The 22,935-nt window shown below is 75.1% G+C and carries 22 protein-coding genes; 9 read left to right on the top strand and 13 right to left on the bottom strand.

The genetic code is table 11. The annotated features are described in order from the left end of the window. The first annotated feature begins 78 nt into the window (after positions 1–78). Positions 79–1,437 carry an NAD(P)/FAD-dependent oxidoreductase gene (locus tag GXW83_RS13165; RefSeq protein WP_182443258.1) on the top strand — a complete coding sequence of 453 codons (1,359 nt, stop codon included), beginning with the start codon at positions 79–81 and terminating at the stop codon, positions 1,435–1,437. 21 nt (positions 1,438–1,458) lie between these two features. On the opposite strand, the gene GXW83_RS13160 is transcribed toward GXW83_RS13165, so the two are convergent. Next, positions 1,459–2,268, bottom strand: coding sequence for an FAD:protein FMN transferase (locus GXW83_RS13160; protein ID WP_225446946.1), 810 nt, complete (start codon positions 2,266–2,268; stop codon positions 1,459–1,461). Positions 2,269–2,487: 219 nt separating this feature from the next. Between GXW83_RS13160 and GXW83_RS13155 the strand changes: the two genes are divergently transcribed. Together GXW83_RS13155 and GXW83_RS13150 are read left to right on the top strand one after the other, a co-directional pair. Further along, complete coding sequence (locus GXW83_RS13155) at positions 2,488–3,960, top strand: glycoside hydrolase family 47 protein (RefSeq protein ID WP_182443257.1); 1,473 nt, start codon at positions 2,488–2,490, stop codon at positions 3,958–3,960. 189 nt (positions 3,961–4,149) lie between these two features. Continuing rightward, entirely contained in the window at positions 4,150–5,031 is an 882-nt protein-coding gene (locus tag GXW83_RS13150; RefSeq protein ID WP_182443256.1) for a chitosanase, read from the top strand. Positions 5,032–5,097: 66 nt separating this feature from the next. Here the strand turns inward: GXW83_RS13150 and GXW83_RS13145 are convergent, their stop codons facing one another. The 4 genes from GXW83_RS13145 to GXW83_RS13130 all read right to left on the bottom strand — a co-directional run bounded on the left by GXW83_RS13145 (position 5,098) and on the right by GXW83_RS13130 (position 10,175). Further along, complete coding sequence (locus tag GXW83_RS13145) at positions 5,098–6,663, bottom strand: acyl-CoA synthetase (RefSeq protein ID WP_182443255.1); 1,566 nt, start codon at positions 6,661–6,663, stop codon at positions 5,098–5,100. Then, the gene (locus GXW83_RS13140) at positions 6,660–7,817 is read right to left on the bottom strand and encodes a nitronate monooxygenase family protein (protein ID WP_182443254.1); all 1,158 of its coding nucleotides are present in this window, start codon (positions 7,815–7,817) and stop codon (positions 6,660–6,662) included. The genes GXW83_RS13145 and GXW83_RS13140 overlap by 4 nt, the downstream gene beginning before the upstream one ends. 55 nt (positions 7,818–7,872) lie before the next feature. After that, positions 7,873–8,877, bottom strand: a complete 1,005-nt coding sequence (locus tag GXW83_RS13135) for a serine/threonine-protein kinase (protein ID WP_182443253.1) — start codon at positions 8,875–8,877, stop codon at positions 7,873–7,875. Between the two features lie 113 nt (positions 8,878–8,990). Beyond that, positions 8,991–10,175 (bottom strand): acyl-CoA dehydrogenase family protein, encoded by a 1,185-nt coding sequence (locus GXW83_RS13130; protein WP_182443252.1) that lies wholly within the window; start codon positions 10,173–10,175, stop codon positions 8,991–8,993. A gap of 237 nt (positions 10,176–10,412) precedes the next feature. Between GXW83_RS13130 and GXW83_RS13125 the strand changes: the two genes are divergently transcribed. Then, positions 10,413–10,943: a PTS-dependent dihydroxyacetone kinase phosphotransferase subunit DhaM gene (locus tag GXW83_RS13125; RefSeq protein ID WP_182443251.1), complete on the top strand. Its 531-nt coding sequence runs from the start codon at positions 10,413–10,415 to the stop codon at positions 10,941–10,943. A 49-nt stretch (positions 10,944–10,992) separates the two neighbouring features. On the opposite strand, the gene GXW83_RS13120 is transcribed toward GXW83_RS13125, so the two are convergent. Beyond that, entirely contained in the window at positions 10,993–11,706 is a 714-nt protein-coding gene (locus GXW83_RS13120) for a TetR/AcrR family transcriptional regulator (RefSeq protein WP_182443250.1), read from the bottom strand. Positions 11,707–11,987: 281 nt separating this feature from the next. Between GXW83_RS13120 and GXW83_RS13115 the strand changes: the two genes are divergently transcribed. Then, positions 11,988–12,377 (top strand): nitroreductase family deazaflavin-dependent oxidoreductase, encoded by a 390-nt coding sequence (locus tag GXW83_RS13115; RefSeq protein WP_225447477.1) that lies wholly within the window; start codon positions 11,988–11,990, stop codon positions 12,375–12,377. Between the two features lie 41 nt (positions 12,378–12,418). On the opposite strand, the gene GXW83_RS13110 is transcribed toward GXW83_RS13115, so the two are convergent. Further along, positions 12,419–13,000 (bottom strand): nucleosidase, encoded by a 582-nt coding sequence (locus GXW83_RS13110; protein WP_182443248.1) that lies wholly within the window; start codon positions 12,998–13,000, stop codon positions 12,419–12,421. A 91-nt stretch (positions 13,001–13,091) separates the two neighbouring features. Between GXW83_RS13110 and GXW83_RS13105 the strand changes: the two genes are divergently transcribed. Beyond that, on the top strand, positions 13,092–13,763 hold the full coding sequence (locus tag GXW83_RS13105; protein WP_182443247.1) for an O-methyltransferase: 672 nt from the start codon (positions 13,092–13,094) through the stop codon (positions 13,761–13,763). A gap of 44 nt (positions 13,764–13,807) precedes the next feature. On the opposite strand, the gene GXW83_RS13100 is transcribed toward GXW83_RS13105, so the two are convergent. Further along, positions 13,808–14,716 (bottom strand): spermidine synthase, encoded by a 909-nt coding sequence (locus tag GXW83_RS13100; RefSeq protein ID WP_225446945.1) that lies wholly within the window; start codon positions 14,714–14,716, stop codon positions 13,808–13,810. A gap of 173 nt (positions 14,717–14,889) precedes the next feature. Here GXW83_RS13100 and GXW83_RS13095 point away from each other — a divergent pair, with 173 nt between their 5' ends. Then, positions 14,890–15,879, top strand: a complete 990-nt coding sequence (locus tag GXW83_RS13095; protein WP_182443246.1) for a polysaccharide deacetylase family protein — start codon at positions 14,890–14,892, stop codon at positions 15,877–15,879. A 109-nt stretch (positions 15,880–15,988) separates the two neighbouring features. Further along, the gene (locus GXW83_RS13090) at positions 15,989–17,161 is read left to right on the top strand and encodes an alpha-hydroxy-acid oxidizing protein (RefSeq protein ID WP_182443245.1); all 1,173 of its coding nucleotides are present in this window, start codon (positions 15,989–15,991) and stop codon (positions 17,159–17,161) included. Positions 17,162–17,218: 57 nt separating this feature from the next. Here GXW83_RS13090 and GXW83_RS13085 read toward each other — a convergent pair whose 3' ends face one another. After that, on the bottom strand, positions 17,219–18,004 hold the full coding sequence (locus GXW83_RS13085; RefSeq protein WP_182443244.1) for a glutamate racemase: 786 nt from the start codon (positions 18,002–18,004) through the stop codon (positions 17,219–17,221). Positions 18,005–18,118: 114 nt separating this feature from the next. On the opposite strand from GXW83_RS13085, the gene GXW83_RS13080 reads away from it, so the two are divergent. After that, complete coding sequence (locus tag GXW83_RS13080) at positions 18,119–19,315, top strand: glycosyltransferase (protein ID WP_225446944.1); 1,197 nt, start codon at positions 18,119–18,121, stop codon at positions 19,313–19,315. 79 nt (positions 19,316–19,394) lie between these two features. Here GXW83_RS13080 and mshC read toward each other — a convergent pair whose 3' ends face one another. The 4 genes from mshC to GXW83_RS13060 all read right to left on the bottom strand — a co-directional run bounded on the left by mshC (position 19,395) and on the right by GXW83_RS13060 (position 22,922). After that, positions 19,395–20,621, bottom strand: coding sequence for a cysteine--1-D-myo-inosityl 2-amino-2-deoxy-alpha-D-glucopyranoside ligase (gene mshC, locus GXW83_RS13075; RefSeq protein WP_182443242.1), 1,227 nt, complete (start codon positions 20,619–20,621; stop codon positions 19,395–19,397). A gap of 79 nt (positions 20,622–20,700) precedes the next feature. Beyond that, entirely contained in the window at positions 20,701–21,555 is an 855-nt protein-coding gene (locus tag GXW83_RS13070; protein WP_225446943.1) for an SCO1664 family protein, read from the bottom strand. Between the two features lie 29 nt (positions 21,556–21,584). After that, a complete protein-coding gene (locus GXW83_RS13065; protein ID WP_182447269.1) occupies positions 21,585–22,154 on the bottom strand; it encodes a DUF3090 domain-containing protein in 570 nt (189 codons plus the stop codon). 51 nt (positions 22,155–22,205) lie between these two features. Then, a complete protein-coding gene (locus GXW83_RS13060; RefSeq protein ID WP_182443241.1) occupies positions 22,206–22,922 on the bottom strand; it encodes a histidine phosphatase family protein in 717 nt (238 codons plus the stop codon). Positions 22,923–22,935: the final 13 nt, after the last annotated feature.

Raw genomic sequence — 22,935 nt, 5'->3', positions numbered from 1 at the left:
GGCGGCCCCGAGCCCGCGTGCGCGGAACGCCGCAACGGCCGGAAGCCCTGTCGAGCAGACCTGTGAGGGACGGCAACTATGGAACGACCCCGGATCCTGGTGGTCGGCGGCGGATTCGCCGGCGTCGAATGCGCACGACGGCTCGAGCGGCTGCTGACCCCGGGCGAGGCGGACATCGCCATCGTCGCCCCGTTCAGCTACGAGCTGTACCTGCCGCTGCTGCCGCAGGTCGCGGCGGGCGTGCTCACCCCGCAGTCGGTGGCGGTGTCGCTGCGCAGGATGCTGCGGCGCACCCGGATCATCCCCGGCGGCGCCATCGGCGTGGATCCGCAGGCCAAGGTCTGCATCATCCGGAAGATCACCGACGAGGTCATCGACGAGCAGTACGACTACCTGGTCCTGGCCCCCGGCAGCATCACCCGCAGCTTCGACATCCCCGGTCTGACCGAGCACGCGCGCGGGATGAAGACGCTGGCCGAGGCGGCGTACGTGCGCGACCACGTGATCAGCCAGCTCGACCTGGCGGACGCCGCGACCAACCGCGAGGAGCGGATCTCCCGGCTGCAGTTCGTGGTGGTCGGCGGCGGCTACGCCGGCACCGAGACGGCGGCCTGCCTGCAGCGGGTGACCACCTCGGCGGTCAAGCGCTACCCCCGGCTGAACCCCAACCTGATCAAGTGGCACCTGATCGACATCGCCCCCAAGCTGATGCCGGAGCTGGGCGACAAGCTCGGCCGGGACGCCCTGGACGTGCTGCGCGGGCGCGGCATCGAGGTGTCGCTGGGCGTCTCCGTCGCCGAGGTGAGCGAGACCACGGTGACCTTCACCGACGGCCGGGTCATCCCCTGCCGGACGCTGATCTGGACGGCCGGGGTGGCCGCCAGCCCGCTGGTCGCCACGCTGGATGCGGAGACCGTGCGCGGGCGGCTGGCCACCACCGCCGACATGCGGGTGCCGCAGTTCGACGGCGTCTTCGCGCTGGGCGACGCCGCCGCCGTGCCGGACCTCGCCAAGGGCGACGGCGCGGTCTGCCCGCCGACCGCGCAGCACGCGCAGCGGCAGGGCAAGGCGGTCGCCGACAACGTCGCGGCCACCCTGCGCGGGCAGACCCTGCGGCCGTACTACCACAGGGACCTCGGCCTGGTGGTGGACCTCGGCGGCGCGGACGCGGTCTCCAAGCCGCTGGGCATCGAGCTGAAGGGCGTCGCCGCGCAGGGCGTGGCCCGGGGCTACCACCTGATGGCGCTGCGGACCAACGTCGCCAAGGTGCGGGTGATGACCAACTGGGTGCTGAACGCCACGGCCGGGGACGACTTCGTCCGCACCGGTTTCCTGCAGCGCCGCCCGGCGACGCTCCGGGACTTCGAGTACACCGACAGTTACCTGACGCGGGATCAGATCAAGGAGCACACGGCGGCGTTGAACGCCAGGCAGTAGCCCGACGGGGCTCCCGCGGGCTCAGCCGGCCGCGTCCGGGAGCCGGGCGTGGTCGGCGAAGCCCGGGGTCCACCAGGCCCGGCCGTCGTCGAGCACCGCGAAGCCCTCCAGGCCCGGCTGCCGCTCCAGCCAGGCCCGGGCGTCCGGCCCCAGCGCGAAGGCGGTGGTGGCGGCGATGTCGGCCCGGGTCAGCGAGCGGCCGACGACCGAGACCGAGGCCAGGCCGTTGCGGACCGGCCGGCCGGTGCGCGGGTCGAGGATGTGCGCGCCGCGCTCGGCCGTGCCGGAGGTGGCCAGCGCGATGTCCCGGCCCCGGACCACCGTGGCGTACGACCCGGGGTGCAGCGGGTGCGCCACGCCCAGGCCCCACGGACGGCCGGGCTCCGGCTCCCCGGCGGTCTGGATGTCGCCGCCACCGTTGACGCTGTGCCGCTGCGATCCGGCCTCCCGCAGGAGGGCCGATGCGCGCTCCACGGCCCAGCCCTTGACCACCCCGGACGGGTCCAGCGCGCCGCCCGCGCGCAGGCTGAACGCCCCGGCCCCGGCCCGCTCGGCCGCCGCGCCGAGGGCCAGCACCTCGGCGACCTCCGGATCGCAGTCCCCGGGCCCGATCTCGCCCCGGGCCAGCCGGCTGATCTGGCTGCCCGGGCGGTAGGTCGAGAACACCCGGTCCACCCGGTGCAGCCAGGCGACGGCGCGCCGCAGCCCCTGCTCGACCCGCGCGCGGCGCTCCCCCTCGCCCGCGTCGCGGACGTCGAAGGACACCACCGTGCCCATCACCGGCTCGGCGTGGCGCAGCGGCCCGTCCGCCGGTCCCGCCGGTCCGGTCATGCCCGTCCTCCCTCGCGTCCGCCCCCGTGGCGCCCTCCCCGCGACCGGGGGCGACCCGGGCGGGCGTCGCCCGTCGGGCGCACCCGGCCCACTCGTACGGGTGATCGCCCCCGTCCCCCGGTCCCACCATCGTCGCAGCTCAGGCTGAGTGCGCCGACCGCCACGCCGCGCCCGCGCCTCAGCGGCGGGCGTCGGGGGCGAGATTAACGTGACCGAACCATGCGCCCGTACCTCACCGCCGGCCCCGACCGGCCCCGCTCCCGACGGTCCTTCTCCCGACGGTCCCTGCTCTCCACCGTCACCTGCGCCGCGACCGGCGCCACTCTGCTCGGCGCCGCCCCGCTCCCGGGCATCACCACCGGCCCCTGGGACGGCTCCGGCCGCTCGATCCCGTCCGCCGACGTCGTCGCCGAGCAGGTGCGGCAGGAGTACCTGCACGGCTGGCTCGGCTACGTCGGCCGGGCGTGGGGCTACGACGAGTTGCGGCCGGTCACCGGCGGGCACCACGACTTCTTCGCCCCCGGGTACAGCTTCGGGCTGTCCATCGTGGAGGCCCTGGACACGCTGTACCTGATGGGCGAGGACGCCGAACTGGCGCGCTGCTGCGACTGGATCGACGCCCACCTCGATCCGGCGCAGAACGTCGACACGCACGTCTTTGAGGCGGTCATCCGGATCGTCGGCGGACTGGTGGCGGGCTACCAGGCGACCGGGCGCGGCAGCCTGCTGGCGCGGGCCCGGGAGTTCGCCGACCGGCTGCTGCCGGCCTTCACCAAGTCCCCCACCGGGGTGCCCTACACGCACGTGAACATGCGCACCGGCGCGGTCCGGGGCACCTCGGTGCCGCTGGCCGAAGCCGGCACCAGCGTCATGGAGTTCGGGATGCTCTCCCGGCTCACCGGCGACGCGCGGTACTACGACGCCTCCATGCGGGCCTACCGGGCGGTGCTGGACCGCCGCAGCTCGCTGGACCTGCTGGCCGACACCATCCACGCGGAGTCGGGCCGCTGGCTCGACTCGGTCTGCTCCACGCCCGATCCGCCGGTCGACTCCTTCTACGAGTACCTGTGGGGCGGCGGCGCGCTGCTGGCGGACCGTCAACTCACGGACTGGTACCGGCTGACGACCGCCGCCACGCTGCGGCACCAGGCCGTGGTGTCGTCCGGGCGGCTGTGGTTCCGCGCGGTGGACTACCGCACCGGCCGCCCCTCGGGGCCGCCGCGCCAGTCCGAACTGGGCTCGTTCTACGCCGGGTTGCTCGCCAAGGGCGGCGACCTGGAGCACGGCGCGGCCTACTACCGTTCCTGGACGGACGCGTTGGACCGCTACCCGGTACTGCCGGAGACGCTGGACTTCACCGACCTGCGGGCGGTGGACCGGGGCAACCAGCTGCGCCCGGAGTACCCGAACTCGGCGTTCGACCTGTGGCGGATCACCGGCGACGACTACTACCGGCAGACCGCCTACCAGTGGTTCCTGGGCATGCGCGGCAACCAGCGGGTTCCGGGCGGCTACACGGTGGCGGGCGACGTGACGGCCCCGGGCATGCTGCTGGGCGACCTGACCCCGGCGTACTGGTTCGCGGAGAACCTCAAGTACCTGTGGCTGATGTTCTCGGCGACCCCGCGCTTCGACTACCGCAACGGCATCCTCTCCACCGAGGGCAAGGTGCTGCGCGGCCTGAAGGCATGAGCGACGACGGCACGGTGACATGTTCCTGCAACACTGCCGCGCCGGGAGCTGGGCCGATGGCGGTGCGTCAACAGCCGCTCACGCCGCGACCCTTGACAGTGAAAGCACAGCCGGTGAAGCTTGGCGAAACCTCGTTAGGAAGCTTTCCTAACGAGAGTGCCGCTTCTTCCCCAGCGAAAGGGCCCCCCGATGAGTCTTCGGATACGCGCCGCCTGTACCGCCGTCGCCGTCGTCGCCACCGGCGCGGGCTTCGGCGCCGCCGGCTCCGCCTCGGCCGCGACCCGCCCGGCGACCGTGCGCGCCGCCGCGTCGACGATCAAGCTCACCAACGCCCAGCAGTACGCGGTCGACGAGATCACCAACGTCTTCGAGAACGGCGACATCACCAGCGGGTTCGCCGACATCGAGGACTACGGCGACGGCTGCGGCTACACCGCCGGCTACATCGGCTTCTGCACCCAGACCGACGACGACGTCAACCTGGTCACGTACTACGACTCGGTCGCGCCCGGCAACCCGCTGCAGACCTACCTGCCCGCGCTCAAGAAGCTGGCCGCCGCGGGCAGCGACGCGCACACCGGCCTCAGCGGCTTCCCCGCCGCCTGGCAGAAGGCCGCCAAGGACCCCAAGTTCATCCAGGCCCAGTTCGAGCAGGCGCACACCTACTACCTGGCCCCGGCGCTGGCCGAGGCCGAGAAGGTCGGCATCACCACCCCGCTCGGCGTGGCGGACTTCTTCGACACCGCGGTGGAGATGGGCCCCGACGGCGCGCCGGACAGCCCGGACGGGCTGCTGGTGCTGGTCGCCGAGACCACCAAGGACGAGGGCGGAACCCCGGCCAGCGGCGTCAACGAGCACACCTGGCTGGCCAAGTTCAACGTGGTCCGCACCGCCCACCTGAAGAACCCGAAGACCCCCGGCCGCAAGTCCGACTGGCCGGAGTCGGTCGACCGCGTCCAGGCCCTGCAGGCCATGGCCAGCGCCAACGAGTGGACCCTGCCCACCCCGCTCAAGGTCGGCGCCGACTTCGACTTCACCATCCCGGCCTACACCTCCGGCAGCCCGGTGTAGCATCCGGCCTCCCCGCAGCGACGCGGCGCCGCCCCTCCCCGGGCGGCGCCGCGTCCGCGCGCGGGCTCACACCTGCCGGGTGCGCCCCTCCCAGTACGGGTCGCGCAGCCGGCGCTTGTAGAGCTTGCCGTTGGGGTCGCGCGGCAGCTCCGCCACGAAGTCCACCGAGCGCGGCCGTTTGAAGCCGGCCAGCAGCCGCTCGCAGTGGGCCAGGATGTCCCGCTCCAGCTCCGGGCCCGGCCGGTGGCCGTCGGCGGGCTCGACCACCGCCTTGACCTGCTCGCCCCAGTCGTCGTGCGGGATGCCGAAGGCGGCGGCGTCGGCCACGCCGGGGTGGGCCAGCAGCGCGGACTCGATCTCGGCCGGGTAGATGTTGACGCCGCCGGAGATGATCATGTCGATCCTGCGGTCGCGCAGGTAGAGGTAGCCGTCCTCGTCCAGCAGCCCCAGATCGCCGACGGTGAAGAAGCCGCCCACCCGGTTCTGCCGGGTCTTGGCCTCGTCCTTGTGGTAGCTGAAGCCGCCGGTGTTCATCTTCAGGTAGACGGTGCCGAGTTCACCGGCGGGCAGCCGTTCGCCCGCGTCGTCCAGGACGGCGATCTCGCTGATCGGCCAGGGGCGGCCGACCGTGCCGGGCCGGGCCAGCCACTCCCGCGCGGTGGCGAAGGTGCCGCCGCCCTCGCTGGCCGCGTAGTACTCCTCGACGCACTCGCCCCACCAGCCGATCATGGCGCGCTTGACGTGGTCCGGGCAGGGCGCGGCGCCGTGGATGGCGTGCCGCAGCGAGGAGACGTCGTAGCCGGCCCGGATCTGCTCCGGCAGCGCCAGCAGCCGGTGGAACTGGGTGGGCACCATGTGCGTGTGCGTGACCCGGTGCCGGTCGATCAGCTGCAGCATGGACTCCGGCGTCCAGCGGTCCATCAGCACCACCGGGTGGCCCAGGTGCAGCGAGGCGGCGGCGAACTGCAGCACCGCGGTGTGGTAAAGCGGCGAGCAGACCAGGTGCACATGGCCGTCGCCGGGGGTGATGCCGAAGATCCCGAGGAAGCCCCCGAGCGGCGTCTGCTCCGGCGGGCAGCCGGGCAGCGGGCGGCGGATGCCGCGCGGCCGCCCGGTGGTGCCGGAGGTGTAGTTCATCACCCAGCCGGTGGTGCGGTCGGCCGGGGGCGCCGCCGACTGCCCGGCCGTCAGCTCCTGGTACGGGCGGAAGCCGGGCAGCTCCCCCACCGCGTAGCGGCGCTCCTTGGCCAGCCCGGCCTCGTCGGCGGCGGCGGTGGCCGCCTCGGCGAAGCGCCCGTGGGCGATCAGCACCCGGGCCCCGCTGTCGGCGACGATCCAGGCGATCTCCGGGCCGACCAGGTGGTGGTTGACCGGCACCAGGTAGAACCCGGCCTGGGTGGCCGCCAGGTGGGCGGCGAACAGCTCCGGGCCGTTGGGCAGGACGACGGCGAAGGCGTCCCCGGCCGCCAGCCCGGCCTCGCGCAGGCCGTGCACCAGCCGGTTGGCGGCGGCCAGCAGCTCGCCCGCGTTCCAGGGCGTGCCATCGGGGGCGTACAGCGCGACCCGGTCGGGGTCGGCGGCGGCCTGGGCCCAGAAGCCCGGGGTGGGCGCGGCGAGTCCGGTCGTGGTCATGGCTCCTCCTCGGCGTCGTGCACGGCGGCGGCTCCGGGGCCGGGGTCGGGGCCGGACCGGGCGGCGATCCGGTCGAGCCGGGCGACGGCCCGTGCGAAGCCCCGGGTGAGCTCGTCCATCACGGCGGCCACCGGCCGCTCCTCGGTCATCGACCCGACGATCTGCCCGACCGGCGTGCCGATCAGCTCCGGCGTCTCGTACGCCTGGATGCGGCTGACCGCGTCGGCGACCAGCAGGCCCTGCAGCGGCATCGGCAGCGGGCCGGGGCCGGCCGGCTCCTCCCAGGCGTCGGTCCAGCGGGTGCGCAGCTGGCGGGCGGGCTTGCCGGTGAGCGCGCGCGAGCGGACGGTGTCGCCGGAGCCCGCGGCCAGCAGCTTGGCCCGGAGCACCGGCGAGGCCAGCTCGGACTCGGTCACCGTGAGCCAGACCGAGCCCAGCCAGACCCCCTGCGCGCCCAGCGCGAACCCGGCGGCGGCCTGCGCGCCGGTGCCGATGCCGCCCGCCGCGAGCACCGGCAGCGGGGCGACCGCGGCGGCGATCTCCGGGACCAGTACCATGGTGCCGATCTCGCCGGTGTGGCCCCCGGCCTCGTGGCCCTGGGCGACGACGATGTCGATCCCGGCCCCGGCGTGGTGCCGGGCGTGGCGGGCGCTCCCGGCGAGCGCGGCCACCAGCACCCCGGCGGCGTGGGCCCGGTCGACGATGTCGGCGGGCGGCGGCCCGAGGGCGCTGGCCAGCAGCCGGACCGGGTGCGCCAGGGCGACGTCCACGTGCGAGCGGGCGACGTCCTCCATCCAGCCGGTGATCCGCCAGCCGCCGTCCCGGCCCTCGGGCAGCTCCGGGACGCCGTAGCGGGCCAGCGTCTCCCGGACGAAGGCCCGGTGCCCCTCGGGGATCATCGCCTCGACGTCGGCGACGGAGACGTTCTCGACCTTGCGTGCGGGCATGACCACGTCCACCCCGTACGGCGCGCCGCCGACGTGGGCGTCCATCCAGTCGAGGTCCTTGTCCAGCTCCTCGGCGGCGCCGTAGCGGACGGCCCCGAGGACGCCGAGTCCGCCGGCCCGGGTGATGGCGGCGGCGACGGCCGGAAACGGCGTGAAACCGAAGATGGCGTGCTCGATGCCGAGCCGCTCGCTGAGTTCCGTCCTCATGCCCGGCAGCATGGCGCAGCCGGGGCGAGACCGGAAGAGATTATCTGACAGTTAGTCAGATCTGTTGCGGCGCAGCCTGCCTCGGCCAGCGGCGGGTCAGCTCGGCCACCCCGCGGACCTCCGGCGTCACGCGCACCAGGGTGACCGGCACCGGCCCCATCGCCCGGGCCCACGGCGGCAGCGCGCCGGCCTGGGTGGGCTGCGGGGCGGCGACCGCATTCAGGCTGCGCAGCACGGCCATGGCGTCGGCGGGCCGGTCCTCCGGGTCCTTGGCCAGCAGCGCCAACACGATCCGCTCCAGCGCCTCGGGAATCCCCGGCCGCAGCTCCCGGGGCGGCCGGGGCGGGGTGTCCCGGTGGTCGAGCATGATCACCAGCGGGTCGCCGACGGCGAACGGCGGCGCGCCGACCAGCAGTTCGTACAGCACGCAGCCGAAGGAGTAGAGGTCGCTGCGGGCGTCGAGGTCGTCCGAGTTGATCTGCTCGGGCGACATGTACGGCGGGCTGCCGACCGGGCTGGCCCCGCCGCCCAGGCGCGAGGTGGGCCCGCCGACGCCGCCGCCGCGCAGCCGGGCGATGCCGAAGTCGCAGATCTTGATGCTGCCGTCGGTGGTGCGGATCAGGTTGGCGGGCTTCAGGTCGCGGTGGATCACGTCCCGGGCGTGGGTGTAGGCCAGGGCGGAGGCGATCTGCCGGGCGGTGTCCACGGCCGTGGACACCGGCATCCGCCGTCCGGGCAGGCCGTCCAGGACCTGCCCCAGGTCCATGCCGTCCAGCAGCTCCATCACCAGGTAGGGCGCGCCGTCCGCGTCGCCGAAGTCGTGCACCACGGTGACGCCCGGGTGCTGCAGCCCGGCGGCGACCCGCGCCTCGCGGCGGAACCGCTCCCGCTGGAGCTCGGCCTGGCCCGGATCGTGCTGGACGAGTCCGGCGCGCAGGCACTTGACCGCGACCTGGCGCCCCAGCGCCTCGTCCTCGGCGCGCCAGACCTCCCCCATGCCGCCCCGGCCGAGCAGCCCGATCAGCCGGTAGCGCCCCTGGACCAGCGTTCCTTGCTCCACCGCGCGCGTGCGGCAAGCGCATGTCCGGTTCGCTGCGCTGCCTGCCCCCTCTCGCCAGCAGCGTACGGGCTGCGCCCCGCCGCCCGCACAACCCCTCCCCCGGCGCCGGGGGGCTAGCGGCGGACGCGGGGCATGCCCAGGCCGATCCAGGAGATGATCTCGCGCTGGATCTCGTTATTGCCGCCGCCGAAGGTGAAGATCACCGCGCTGCGGTAGCCGCGCTCCAGGCTGCCGTGCAGCACCGCGCCCGAGGAGCCCTCCTTGAGCGGACCGGCCGCGCCGACCACCTCCAGCAGCCAGGCGTAGGCGTCCCGGCGGGCCTCGCTGCCGTAGACCTTGACGGCGGAGGCGTCCTGCGGGGTGAGCGCGCCGCGCCGGACGGCGTCGACCATCTGCCAGTTGAGCAGCCTCATGGCGTCGAGCCGGATGTGGGTGCGGGCGAGCCGCCCGCGCACCCACGGCAGGTCGGCCACCCGCCGCCCGTCGGACAGCTCGGTGGCGCGGGCCCACTGCTGCACCTCGGCCAGGGCGCGGTTGGCCATGGTGGTGTGGGCGGCCAAGGTGACCCGCTCGTGGTTGAGCTGGTTGGTGATCAGCCGCCAGCCCGCGTTCTCCGCGCCGACCCGGCGGCCGACCGGGACCAGGACGTCCTGGTAGTAGCTGGCAGTGGTGTCGTGCCCGGCCAGGGTGCGGATCACGGTGGTGGAGTAGCCGGGGTCGGCGGTGTCGACCAGCAGGATGCTGATCCCCCGGTGCGGCGGGGCCCCGGGGTCGGTGCGCACGGCGAGCCAGACCCAGTCGGCGGTGTCGCCGTTGGTGGTCCAGATCTTCTGGCCGTTGACCCGGTAGTGCGCGCCGTCGGGCTCCAGCACCGCCCGGGTCCTCAGCGCGGCCAGGTCGGTCCCGGCGTCCGGCTCGGAGTAGCCGATGGCGATGTCCAGCTCCCCGGCCAGGATCCGGGGCAGGAAGTACGCCTTCTGCTCGTCGGTGCCGAAGGCCATGATCGAGGGGCCGACGGTGTTCAGCGCCATGATCGGCAGCGGGACGCCTGCCTGGGCCGCCTCGTCGAAGAAGATGTACTGCTCGACCGGGCCCATGCCGCGCCCGCCGAACTCCTCCGGCCAGCCCACGCCCAGCCACCGGTCCGCGCCCAGGCGGCGGTTGACCTCGCGGTAGAACTGCTTCTGCCGACCCGGGTCGTTGAGCCGGCCGTACGCCTCCGGCGGCATCAGCTCGGCGAAGTAGGCCCGCAGCTCGTTCCGGAGCCGCTGGTGCTCCGGCGTGTGGTCCAGGTGCATGGCGGTCTCCCGACGGGTTTCTGACGAAGCGTCAGCCAGCACAGTAGAACACGTTCTACCATTGTGGAAGCGCCGGGGCCGGTCGTCCGGGGCCGGTCGTCCAGGTCCGGTCGTCGGGAGCAGACCGTCCGGGCCGGGCCGTCCGCCGCCCGGCGCAGCGCGGCGGGCGGGCCGGGGCCGGGCGACCTACGCTGGCCGTGACCGGCGGGACGGCTTCCGAGGCGAGGAGCGGCAGGGATGGCCAGTGGGACGCGGGGTGCGGCGGCGCTGCACCCGGTGGGCGACGCCCCGGAGCCGGCGGACCGGCCGGGCTCGGGCGCGCCCTCGGAGCAGGCCCTGCGCGGGCTGCCGCTGCCGGTGCTCGACCGGGTCGGGGTGGTGCTGGTGTCGCACAGCCAGGCGGTGGCCGAGTCCGTCGCCAGGCTGGCCGTCTCCCTGCTCGACACCGGCGACCCGGGGCCGGTGGCCACGGCGGGCGGCAACCCGGACGGCGACACGGGCACCTGCGAGAGCCGGATCGTGACCGCCACCCGGGGCGTGGACCAGGGCATGGGCGTCGCCGTGCTGGCCGACCTCGATGGATCGGTACTGGCGGTGCGGGGGCTGCTCGCGGACGCCGAGGCCAACGGCCTGCCGTTCCCGGTGCGGCTGGCCGACGCCCCGTTCGTGGAGGGCGCGGTCGCCGCCGTGCTGACCGCCTCCGCCGGGGGCGATCTGGCGGCGGTGATGGAGGCCGCCGAGGACTGCTACCGGGTGCGCAAGCTCTGATCGGCGCCGACCGCGCGGGCCGGAGCACCGGCCGGGGCCGGGGGCAGGACTAAGGCCGGTGCTCGGCCCCGACGGCGAGGCCGAGGTGGTCGGCGAGGTCCTCGACCGAGTAGGCGAAGAGGCCGTCGGCGGGCTCGGCGGAGCCGACGAACTGACCGAACAGCTCGAAGCTGATCAGGCCGAACACCTGCGCCCAGGCGGCCATGGAGCGGGCCAGCAGCACCGGATTGAGATCGGGGGCGATCAGCGCGGCGAGGTCGGCCATCTGCTGGGCGAGCAGGCCGCGCAGCGGCCTCGGGGCCGTCTCCAGCCGGAAGCCGCCGACGTTGTCGCCGAGCATGGCCATCACGGCCAGCGGAACCCGGGCGGCGGGGGCCACCGTCTCCTGCGGGGCGGTGTAGCCGGGCACGGGGGTGCCGTAGACCAGGGCGTACTCGTGCGGGCTGGCGATCGCCCAGGAGCGGGCGGCGTTGCACAGGGCGGCCCAGCGGGCGCGTACGTCATCGGCGGGGGCGGCGGCGACGGCCGCGTCGACCCGGTCGCCGAGGGCGTTGTAGGCGTCGATGATCAGGGCGGTCAGCAGGTCGTCGCGGCTGGGGAAGTAGCGGTAGAGGGCGGAGGAGACCATGCCCAGCTCCCTGGCGACGGCGCGCAGCGAGAGCTTCTGGGCGCCCTCGACCCCGAGCTGGCGGCGTGCCTCCGCCTTGATCTCCCGGGTGAGTTCCTCGCGTGCTCGCTCACGAGCGGTTCTGATGGCTGCCATGGGCGACAGTCTGCCACAAACGAGAGCGCCGCATCGAATCGAGAGCACTGCTCTTGACTCGGGGCACTGATCGCGCCATAGTCATAACCAAGAAACGAGAGCACTGCTCTCGATTGTGAACTCTGCTCACCCAGGAGCCCGCCATGTCCGACTCAGGATCCATCGCCCACGCCACCACCGCCCCCGGCCCGCGCACCACCGCCGCCGCGGACCCGGCGACCCGTCTGGTCGTCCCCAGCGGCGCCGAGGCCTGGCTGCTGGATCGCGTGGCCAACCCGCTGATGCGGGCCCTGGGCCGCCTCGGCATCAGCGTCCTCGGCTCGCGCACCCTGGCCGTGCGCGGCCGCAAGAGCGGCGAGTGGCGCACCACCCCGGTCAACCTGCTGACCATCGACGGCCGCCGCTACCTGGTCGCGCCGCGCGGCCACACCCAGTGGGTGCGCAACATGCGGGCGGTCGGCGGCGGCGAGCTGCGCCTGGGACGCCGGGTCGAGCCCTTCCGCGGGGTCGAGCTGTCCGACGACGAGAAGCCCGCCGTGCTGCGCGCCTACCTGCGCCGCTGGGCCTGGGAGGTCGGCATGTTCTTCGAGGACGTCGACGCCGACTCCCCCGAGAGCCGACTGCGCGAGATCGCCCCCGGCTTCCCGGTCTTCCGCGTCGTCACCGACTGACCGCGCCCCCTCCGCCCGGCCCGCTCATCCGCCCGGTCCGCTCAGGCCGGCAGGTTCTCCTCGACCCACCGGGCCAGCTCCCGGGCGCAGTCGTCCACCGACTCCCGCCAGGCCTTGGCCGCGCCCTCGCCCGCCTCGTCGCTGACGTGCTTGATCAGCCGTACCGGCAGTCCGGCCCGCCGGGCGACGCTGGCCACCGCGTAGCCCTCCATGTCGACCAGCTGGGCCTGCCCGGCCAGGCGCCGACGCGCGGCCTCCTCCGAGACGAACAGGTCGCCGGTGGCCAGGACCGGGCCGTCGCCGCCGGGCAGCAGCTCGATCGGCTCGCCGACCTCCGCCCCGGTGAGCGAGCGCAGCAGCTCCGAGTCGAGGTCGTGCTGCAGCACCGTGCGGACCTCGTGGGTGCCGGTCCAGCCGGAGTGCAGCGCCCCGGCCGTGCCCAGGTTGACCAGGGAGCCCGGTCGGACCGCACCGGCCAGGACGGTCGCCACCGAGGCGGCGGCGTTGACCTTGCCCATGCCGGTCAGCAGCACCGGCAGGCCGCCGTCCAGGTGCGCCGCCTCCTCGGCGAGGGCGACGACGAGCAGCGGGCCGCTGGGGGTGATCTCTCCGATGAGGCGCATGGCGCCCATCCTAGGGAGTGATCACAGCGGCCTGGAGGGCGCGGTAGGTTGCGTTCGAACGGCATGTCAGCGATGAACGAGGAGAGCAGAGATGAGTTCGCACGAGACCTGGGACGCCGTCGACGCCTACATCACCGAGACGCTCGCCCTGCGTGATCCGGCCCTGGACACGACGCTGAAGGCCAGCGCGGCGGCCGGGCTGCCGCCGATCGCGGTCTCCGAGCCGCAGGGCCGGATGCTGCAGCTGCTGGCCGCCGTCCAGGGCGCCCGGTCGATCCTGGAGATCGGCACGCTCGGCGGCTACTCGACGATCTGCCTGGCCCGGGCGCTGCCCGAGGACGGCCGGCTGACCACCCTGGAGTACGACCCGGCCCACGCCGAGGTGGCCCGGGGCAACATCGCCGCCGCCGGGCTGGCCGACCGGGTGGAGGTGCGGGTGGGCGCGGCGCTGGAGACCCTGCCGCAGGTCCAGGCGGACGGGCTGGGCCCGTTCGACCTGGTCTTCATCGACGCCGACAAGGTCAACAACCCGTCCTACGTGCGCTGGGCGCTGGAGCTGAGCCGCCCCGGGACGCTGATCATCGTCGACAACGTGGTGCGCAACGGCAAGGTGTCGGACGCCTCGTCCCAGGACCCGGCCATCCTCGGCACCCGGGCCGCCCTGGAGTTCATCGCGGCCGAACCCCGGCTGGTCGGGACGGCGGTCCAGACCGTCGGCAGCAAGGGCTACGACGGCTTCGCGCTGGCCCGCGTCGTCGGCTGACCCGGCCGCTTCGGGAGGCCGCCGCCGCGTCGGGGCCGCCGCCGTCACAGGGCGAACGCCCCCTCCGGCGGCGGCGGGGAGGGCGCGGCGGTGGCGTCGGTCACCGGCCGCGCCCGGCCGGTCAGCAGCTCCAGCCGGTCGCCGTGGACCACCCGGGCCGGGAAGGGGTCGGCGGCGGTGCGGCGGGCCAGCTCGGCGGCAGGCAGCTCGTGGTCGGCGGCCAGGAGCACCAGGTTGCCGTAGCGCCGTCCGCGCAGCACGGACGGCTCGGCCACCAGGCAGACCTCGGCGAAGACGGCGCGGACGGTGGCCAGCTGCCCCCGGGCGAAGTCCAGCGGCGCACCGTCGGCGAGATTGGCGGCGTACAGGCCGCCGGGGCGCAGCACCCGGGCCGCCTCGCGGACGAACTCCACCGAGGTGAGGTGCGCCGGGATCCGGGAGCCGCCGAAGACGTCGGCGACGACCAGGTCGGCGCTGTCCTCGGGCGCGGCGGCCAGGAACTGCCGGGCGTCCGCCGCATGCACCCGCAGCCCCGCACCGGGCACCGCCCCGGACGCCGACCCCGCCCCCGGCCCGGAGCCGGACCCCGAAGCCCCCGACCAGGGCAGGTACTCCCCGACCAGCGCGCTGAGCCCGGCGTCGATCTCGACGGCCTGCTGCCGGGAGCCGGGCCGGGTGGCGGCCAGGTAGCGCGCCAGGGTCAGCGCGCCGCCGCCCAGGTGCAGCACGTCGATCGGCTCCCCGGAGGCCGCCGCCAGGTCCGCCGCGTGGGCGAGCCGCTGCACGTACTCGAACTCCAGGTACAGCGGGTCGTCCAGGTCGACGTAGGACTGCGGGGCGTCGTCCAGGGTGAGCAGCCAGCCGCGGGGCCGGTCCAGGTCGGGCAGCAACCGGGCGAGGCCCAGGTCGACCCGGCGTTCCACGGGCACGGGGTCGGTGATCGGATCGGCCATGCGTCCCATTGTGGCGGGCGGCGCGGCCCCCGGGAAAGTTTGTCCCTCCGGCCGTACAACCTTCCTCGCCGGATGCGGGTCTTCCTTACATCGAGCGACACGGCGGCGTCCTCCATCCCTCTGGGACACCGCTCGACGCGACGGAAGGGAAGTCCGTGCGACAGTCGAACATCATGACCATTCCCCGTGCGGTGCGGCAGCCGGGGCAGGCTCCGGACGAGGCCGCCCGACGGGCGCCAGGCGGGCCGCTGCAGCTGCCGCGCGGGCGGGCGTCGCGTCGGCTGGCGGTGCTGACCTTCCACGACGTCGACGACGCTGCGGTGTTCCGGGCGCAGCTCGACCGGCTGCGGCGGACCGCCAGCCCGGTCTCGCTGGGCGAGGTGGAGGCGGCGGTGCGCGGGGGCGCCCCGCTGCCGCCGCACGCGGTGCTGGTCAGTTTCGAGCTGGGCCACCGGACGGCGGCCACCACCGCCCTGCCCGCGCTGGCCGCGTGCGGCGTCCCGGCGGTGGCCTTCGTGGTCGCCGGGCTGGTCGACACCGAGCAGCCGTACTGGTGGAACGAGGCCGAGTACCTGGTCGAGCAGGGCGGCTGGGCGCGCGGGCTGTCCTCGCGGCCGCAGGGCCTGCCCGGCGGCCCGGGGCGGGCCGGCGGGGTCGCGGCGGCGCTGGCGGCGCTGCCCGACCCCGACCGCCGCCGCAGCCTGCAGGAGCTGCGGGTGACCGCCCGCCGCCAGGCCCCGGGGACGCCGCAGCTGACCTCGGCGGACCTGCTGGCGCTGCGGGACGCCGGGGTGGTCCTGGGGAACCACTCGCTGGGCCATGCCCGGCTGGACTCCTGCGACGACTACGTGGTCCGCGAGGAGGTCCAGGGCGGGCACCACCGGCTGGCCCGGCTGACCGGCGAGGAGCCTCGGGCCTTCGCCTATCCGGACGGCGTCTTCGACGGCCGGGCCGAGCCGCTGCTGCGCGGGCTCGGCTACAGCAGCGCCTTCCTCACTGACGGCGCCCTGTTCGACCTGCGCGGTGCGAGCGGCGGGCGGCCCGATCCGCTGCGGATCAGCCGGCTCCAGGTGAACACCGGCACCCCGCGCGGCCTGTTCGACGGGGTGCTGTCCGGCTGGAACCCGGCCGCCCGCAGGCTGCGCGGCGCGGTCGCGGTCTGACGGCCCGGGCGCGGCCCCTGGGCGTCCGCCCCGGTCTCTGGCACGGTGGGGCCCGCTGCGGTCGGCCCCACCGGCCGCGACAGGACGCGACAGGGAGGCGACCGCGGGCATGCCGCAGTTCGGTGACTACCAGAACGAGATCTACCTCAACGCCCTCTTCGGGGTGGTGCCGAAGTACCCGATGGCCTTCGCCGGCTGGGAGCAGGCCGCGCAGGCGGCGCTGCCGCCGTCGGTGTGGTCGTACGTGGCCGGGGGCGCGGGCGACGAGCTGACCCAGCGGGCCAACGTACGGGCCTTCGAACGCTGGGGGCTCATCCCCCGGATGCTGGTCGGGGCCGCCGAGCGGGACCTCTCGGTCGAGCTGTTCGGGCAGCGGCTGGCCTCCCCGCTGTTCCTGTCGCCGGTCGGGGTGATCGGGCTGTGCGCCCAGGACGGGCACGGCGACCTGGCCACCGCCCGGGCCTCGGCGCGGACCGGCGTCCCGATGGTCGCGTCCACGCTCAGCATGGACCCGCTGGAGGACGTCGCCGGGGAGCTGGGCGCCACCCCCGGCCTGTTCCAGCTGTACACCCCCACCGACCGCGAGCTGGCCGCCAGCCTGGTGCACCGGGCCGAGGCGGCGGGCTTCCGGGGCATCGTGGTCACCCTGGACACCTGGGTCACCGGCTGGCGGCCGCGCGATCTGAGCACCGGCAACTTCCCGCAGCTGCGCGGCGCCTGCCTGGCCAACTACACCTCCGACCCGGTCTTCCGGGCCGCCCTGGCCAAGCCGCCGGAGCAGGACCCGGGCGCGGTGGTGGCGCTCTTCTCGCGGATCTTCGGCAACCCGCTGACCTGGGACGACCTGCCCTGGCTGCGCTCGCTCACCACGCTGCCGCTGGTGTTGAAGGGGATCTGCCACCCGGACGACGTGCGCCGGGCCAGGGACGCCGGGGTGGACGGCGTCTACTGCTCCAACCACGGCGGCCGACAGGCCAACGGCGGGCTGCCCGCGCTGGAGGCGCTGCCCGGGGTGGTGGCCGCCGCCGACGGCCTGCCGGTGCTGTTCGACTCGGGCGTGCGCAGCGGCGCGGACGTCGTCAAGGCGCTGGCCCTGGGCGCCACCGCCGTCGGCGTCGGCCGCCCGTACGCCTACGGCCTGGCCCTCGGCGGCGCCGACGGCATCGTGCACGTGCTGCGCTCGCTGCTGGCCGAGGCCGACCTGCTGATGGCCGTCAACGGCTACCCGGGCCTGGCCGACCTGCCCGCAGGCCTGCGCCGGGTGCCGGACACCGGCGCCTGACCGTACCCGGACGCCGATCCGTACCCGGCGCCCGACCGCGTGCCCCGGGGGCGGCTGCTACGGCCGGGCCGGGGCCGTGGCCAGGGCGTCCAGCAGGCGGCCCTCGGGGTAGGCGAGCGCGGCCGGGAGCTGCTCGCCGACCCGGCCGCTGCGCAGCACCAGCAGCGAGCCGCCGCCCTGCCGCGCGACCGCCTCCGGCGCCACCCGGCGCAGCGCCTGGACCGCCACCGCCTGCGCGGAGCCGTGGAGGGTGAGGCCCTCCGGGTCGCCGAGGGCGGCCCGGATGCGGTCCCGGACCAGCTCGTAGTGGGTGCAGCCGAGCACCAGCGCGCGGACTCCGGCCGGGGTGCGGGCGCAGGCGGCGGCGACGGTCTCGGTGATCGCCTGCTCGTCGGCGCGCTCGACCGCGTCGGCCATGCCCGGGCAGGGCACCTCGACGACCTCGGCACCGGCCGCGAACTCCTGGATCAGGCCGCGCTGGTAGGCGCTGCCGGTGGTGGCCGGGGTGGCCCAGATCGCCACCGGTCCGCCGCCGGCCGCAGCGGGCTTGACCGCCGGGACGGTGCCGATCACCGGGATGCCCGGCTCCAGCTCGGCCCGGATCGCGTCCAGCGCGTGCACCGAGGCGGTGTTGCAGGCGACGACCAGCGCGTCCGGGCGGTGGGCGGCGGCGGCGCGGGCGCAGGCGAGGGCGTGCCGGGTGACGTCGGCGGGGGTGCGCGGGCCCCAGGGCATGCCGTCAGGGTCGCAGGTCAGCACCAGATCGGCGTCGGGGCGCAGGGCCCGCAGCGCGGCGGCGGCGGCCAGCAGGCCGATGCCCGAGTCCAGGAGTGCGATCTTCACAGGTACTGACCTTAGTCGATGGGTCCGGAGCGGGCAGCGGGGCTCCCGGCGCGGGTGGCGGCCACCCGCCCCGGGTCGGTGACGCGGCGGGCCCGGTGCGCCAGACTGGGCGCCGTGTCCGTACTCGTGATCATCGCCTCGCTGTCCCTGCTGTCCTGGCTGTGGCTGACCTTCTGTCAGGGCTGGTTCTGGCGGACCGACGTGCGCCTGCCGTCCCGCTCCGGGGCGCAGGGCCGCCCCTCGGTGGCCGTCGTCGTCCCGGCCCGGGACGAGGCCGAGGTGCTGCCGCTGAGCCTGCCCTCGCTGCTGGCGCAGGCGTACGGCGGCGACGCGCGGGTGATCCTGGTGGACGACGGCAGCAGCGACGGCACCGGCGAGCTGGCCCGGGAGCTGGCCGCCGGGGGCGGCCTGCCGCTGACCGTGACCTCGCCCGGCGAGCCGCCGCAGGGCTGGACCGGCAAGCTGTGGGCGCTGCGGCACGGCGTGGAGCTGGCCGGGGAGGTGGAGTACCTGCTGCTCACCGACGCGGACATCGCCCACGGCGACCGCTCGCTGGACGAGCTGGTGGCCGCCGCCGAGGCGCACGGCCTCGACCTGGTGTCGCAGATGGCGCGGCTGCGCACGGAGACCCGCTGGGAGCGGCTGATCGTCCCGGCGTTCGTCTACTTCTTCGCCCAGCTGTACCCGTTCCGGTGGAGCAACCGGCCCGGCTCACGGACGGCGGCCGCCGCCGGGGGCTGCACGCTGGTGCGCCGGGAGGCGCTGGAGCGGGCCGGGGGCGTGGCCGCCATCCGGGGCGCGGTGATCGACGACGTCAACCTGGCGCGGCTGGTGAAGCGCGGCGGCGGACGCACCTGGCTGGGCCTGGCCGACCGGGTGGACAGCGTCCGCCCGTACCCGGAGCTGGCGCAGCTGTGGCGGATGGTCTCCCGCAGCGCCTACGCGCAGCTGCGGCACTCGGTGCTGCTGCTGGCCGGGACGGTGCTGGGGCTGGCCCTGGTCTACCTGGTGCCGCCGGTGGCGCTGGCGGCCGGGCTGGCCACCGGCGACGCCCCGGCGGCGGCCGTGGCCGGGGCGGCCTGGGCGCTGATGGCGCTGACCTACCGGCCGATGCTGGCGTACTACGGCCGACCGGCCGCCGAGGCGCTGCTGCTGCCGTTCACCGCGGGGCTGTACCTGCTGATGACGGTGGATTCGGCGGTGCAGCACTGGCGCGGCCGGGGCGCGGCCTGGAAGGGCCGCACCTACGGCGCGCCGGAGGCGGCGGTGCCGCTCCCGGCGGCGGAACCGGCACGGGCCGAACGGGACTGAGCGGAACGGGGCTGAAAGGGACTGAGCGGAACGGGACTGAGCGGTGCCGGGCCGAGCGGAGCCGGGCCCGGCACCGGTGTCAGAGCGCGACGCCGAGCAGCGCGTCCACGGTGCGGGAGATGACGCCGGGGGCGCCGGTGTCATCGCCGCCCCGGGCGTCCTGGGCGGCGGCCCAGGCGTCGATGACGGCCAGCGCCCGGGGGGCGTCCAGGTCGTCCGAGAGCGCCGCGCGGACCTCGGCCAGCACCCCGTCGGCGGCCGGGCCGTCCGGCCGGGAGACGGCCGCGCGCCAGCGGGCCAGCCGGTCCTGGGCGCGGAGCAGGTCGGCGCCGGTCCACTCCCAGTCGCTGCGGTAGTGGTGGCCCAGCAGGGCCAGCCGGATGGCGGCGGGCTCGACGCCCTCCTTGCGCAGCCGGGAGACGAAGACCAGGTTGCCGCGCGACTTGGACATCTTCTCGCCGTCCAGCGCGACCATCCCGGCGTGCACGTACGCCTTGGCGAACGGGTGCAGGCCGGTGGCGGCCTGGGCGTGCGAGGCGCCCATCTCGTGGTGCGGGAAGGCCAGGTCGCTGCCGCCGCCCTGGATGTCGAAGGCCATGCCGAGGTGGCCGAGCGCGATGGCGACGCACTCGATGTGCCAGCCGGGGCGGCCGTGGCCCAGCTCGGTGTCCCAGGCGGGCTCGCCGGGGCGGGCGGACAGCCACAGCAGCGGGTCCAGGCTGTGCTTCTTGCCGGGGCGGTCCGGGTCGCCGCCGCGCTCGCCGAAGTAGCGCAGCATCTGCTCCGGGCCGAGCCGGGAGACCTCGCCGAAGTGCGGGTCGGAGGCGATCGAGAAGTAGATGTCGCCGTCGAGCTCGTAGGCGGCGCCCTGCGCGAGCAGGTCCTTGACGATCGGCACTATCGAGGGGATGGCCTCGACCGCGCCGATGTAGTGGGCGGGGGCGAGCATCCGCAGCGCCGTCATGTCCTCGCGGAACAGCGCGGTCTCGCGCTCGGCCAGCTCGGTCCAGTCCTCGCCGGTGGCGATGGCGCGCTCCAGCAGCGGGTCGTCCACGTCGGTGACGTTCTGGACGTAGACGACCTCGTGGCCGTTGTCCCGCCAGACCCGCTGGATCAGGTCGAAGGCGTTGTAGGTGGCGGCGTGGCCGAGGTGGGTGGCGTCGTAGGGCGTGATGCCGCAGACGTAGAGCCGGGCCGTGGGGCCGGGGTCGGTGGTCCGCAGGCCGCCTGCGGCGGTGTCGAAGATGCGCAGGGGAGTCCCCTGTCCAGGGAGCGCGGGAACCTCAGTGGCAGGCCAGGCATACATACGGATGACTCTAACCGGCCGCAACTGATCTTCGCACCAGTGCCTCCGGGCCGGTCGGACCGGCGGCCGCCGGCGGCCGTCAGATCGGCGGCCACGGAACGGCCGGCCACTCCCCGGACGGCAGCGGGTGCAGCCCGGTCCGCAGCAGCCCCGCCACCCGCTGCCGTACCGCGTCCACCTCGGCGGCGGTGAGCAGCGCGGCCAGCCGCTCGCCCAGCGGCCCGTCGAGCTGCTCGCGCAGGCCGGTCAGCGCCTCGGCGGCCTCCGCCGGGAGCGGCTCGCCCGCCCAGCCCCAGAGCAGGGTGCGCAGCTTGCCGGGGACGGCGAAGGTCACCCCGTGGTCGATGCCGTAGATCCGGCCGTCCACGGCCGGGAGCAGGTGGCCGCCCTTGCGGTCGGCGTTGTTCAGCACCGCGTCCAGCACCGCCAGCCGGCGCAGCCGGGCGTCGTCGGCGTGCACCAGCAGGGCGGTGCGGCCCTCGCCGACCTCGGCGCGGCCGATGGCGCACCAGCCGGGCTCGGCGTCCTCGGCGTCCTGCAGGGCGAGCAGCTGCGCCTCCGGATCGGACTCCACCCAGATCTGGCACATGCCCTCGCCGTAGGGGCCCTCGCGCAACACCGTGGGCGGCACCAGGTGCCAGCCGGTGGCGGCGGACACCTCGTACGCGGCGACCTCGCGCCCGGCCAGGGTGCCGTCCGGGAAGTCCCACAGTGGGCGCTCGCCGCGGACCGGCTTGTAGACGCAGACCGCTCGGCCGTCGCCGTCGGCCCCGGCCCCGCCGTCAGTCCCGCCGTCGACACCGCCGACCGTGCAGTAGAAGGCGGCGTTGGACGCCTCGGTGAGCCGGCCGTGTATCCGCAGCTCGCCCTCGCGCAGCAGCGCCAGGGCCCGGGCCGGGTCGGCGGCCAGCGCGGCCGAGGCGGCAGGGTCCACCTCGGGCAGCGGCTGCTCGACCGGCGCGCTCAGCGCCGGTATCCGTTCTGGCGGGGGCAGACGTGCCCCTGGGGGTCGAGCGGCAGGCTGCAGAAGGGGCACGGCGGCCGTCCGGCCGAGACCAGCTCCAGCGCCCGCTTGGCGAAGACCCGGGCCATCGCGCCGCTGAGCCGGACCCGCAGCATCGGCGGGCCGTTCTCGTCGTCCTCGAAGGGCTCGGTGTCCTCGGGGTCGTCCGGGTCGGTCTCGATCAGCGCCTGCGCCTCGATGATCAGGCGCTGGACGGACTCGTCCCAGGCGAGCGCCATCGTCCCGACCCGGAACTCCTCCAGGACGGGCTGGTCGAGCGGGGCGCTGTCGATGAGGTCGGCCGGGGCTACGGCCGGGACCTCGGTGCTGCCGGCGGCGCGGCGGACCACCTCGTCCAGCAGCTCCTCGATCCGCTCGGCGAGCGCGGCCACCTGGGTTTTCTCCAGGAGGACGCTCGTCACCCGGCCTTGGGTGCTGGCCTGCAGGTAGAAGGCGCGCTGACCCGGCTCGCCGACCGTTCCGGCCACGAAGCGCTCGGGGGGATCGTAGAAGAACACCTGGCGGGGCACGTGGCTGCTCCAGAACTTGACGTCGCTGTTCGATCCCACCCTACCCAGCCGTCACCGTACGCCGGTGTCTCCCCCGACGACTGCGTCCCCGTCGCGGGCTCCGTCGGCCGCCTGATCGCCGGTCGCCGGGCGCGGCGCGACGCCTCCGAGCTCGCCGGTGTCGCCCAGGCGCAGCAGGAACGGGCGCTGCGCGGTGTAGCGGATCACGGTGACCGAGCAGGGCTCGACCGAGATCCGCTGGAAGTTGTCCAGGTGCAGCCCGAGCGCGTCGGCCACGATCGCCTTGATCACGTCGCCGTGGCTGCAGGCGGCCCAGACCGCGTCCGCGCCGTGCTCGCGCTCGACCTCGGCGTCCCACTCGCGGACGCTCTCCACCGCGCGGTGGCTCATCTCGCGCAGCGACTCGCCCTCGGGCCCGGGGAAGGTCGCGGCGGACGGCTGGGCCTGGACGGTGCGCCACAGTGGCTCGGTGGCCAGCTCCGCCAGCGGGCGGCCGGTCCAGTCGCCGTAGCGGCACTCGCCGAGCCGCTCGTCCAGCCGCAGGCCCAGCTCCGGCCGGGCGGCCAGCAGCGGCGCCAGGGTCTCCCGACAGCGGTCCAGCGGGCTGCTGACGGCCAGCGCCAGCGGGATGCCGTCCAGCCGTCCGGCCAGTCCGTCGGCCTGCTTGCTGCCGTGCGGGTCCAGGTGCACGCCGGGGCTCCACCCGGCCAGGACTCCGGCGGTGTTGGCGGTGGATCGGCCGTGGCGGACGAGCAGCAGGGTGGGCATGGACACCAGCCTA

Origin of the sequence: Streptacidiphilus sp. PB12-B1b (assembly GCF_014084125.1) — a bacterium.
Taxonomy (GTDB): Bacteria; Actinomycetota; Actinomycetes; order Streptomycetales; family Streptomycetaceae; genus Streptacidiphilus.
The sequence above is the reverse complement of the archived record's forward strand: the minus strand, read 5'-3'. Positions and strand labels throughout refer to the sequence as shown.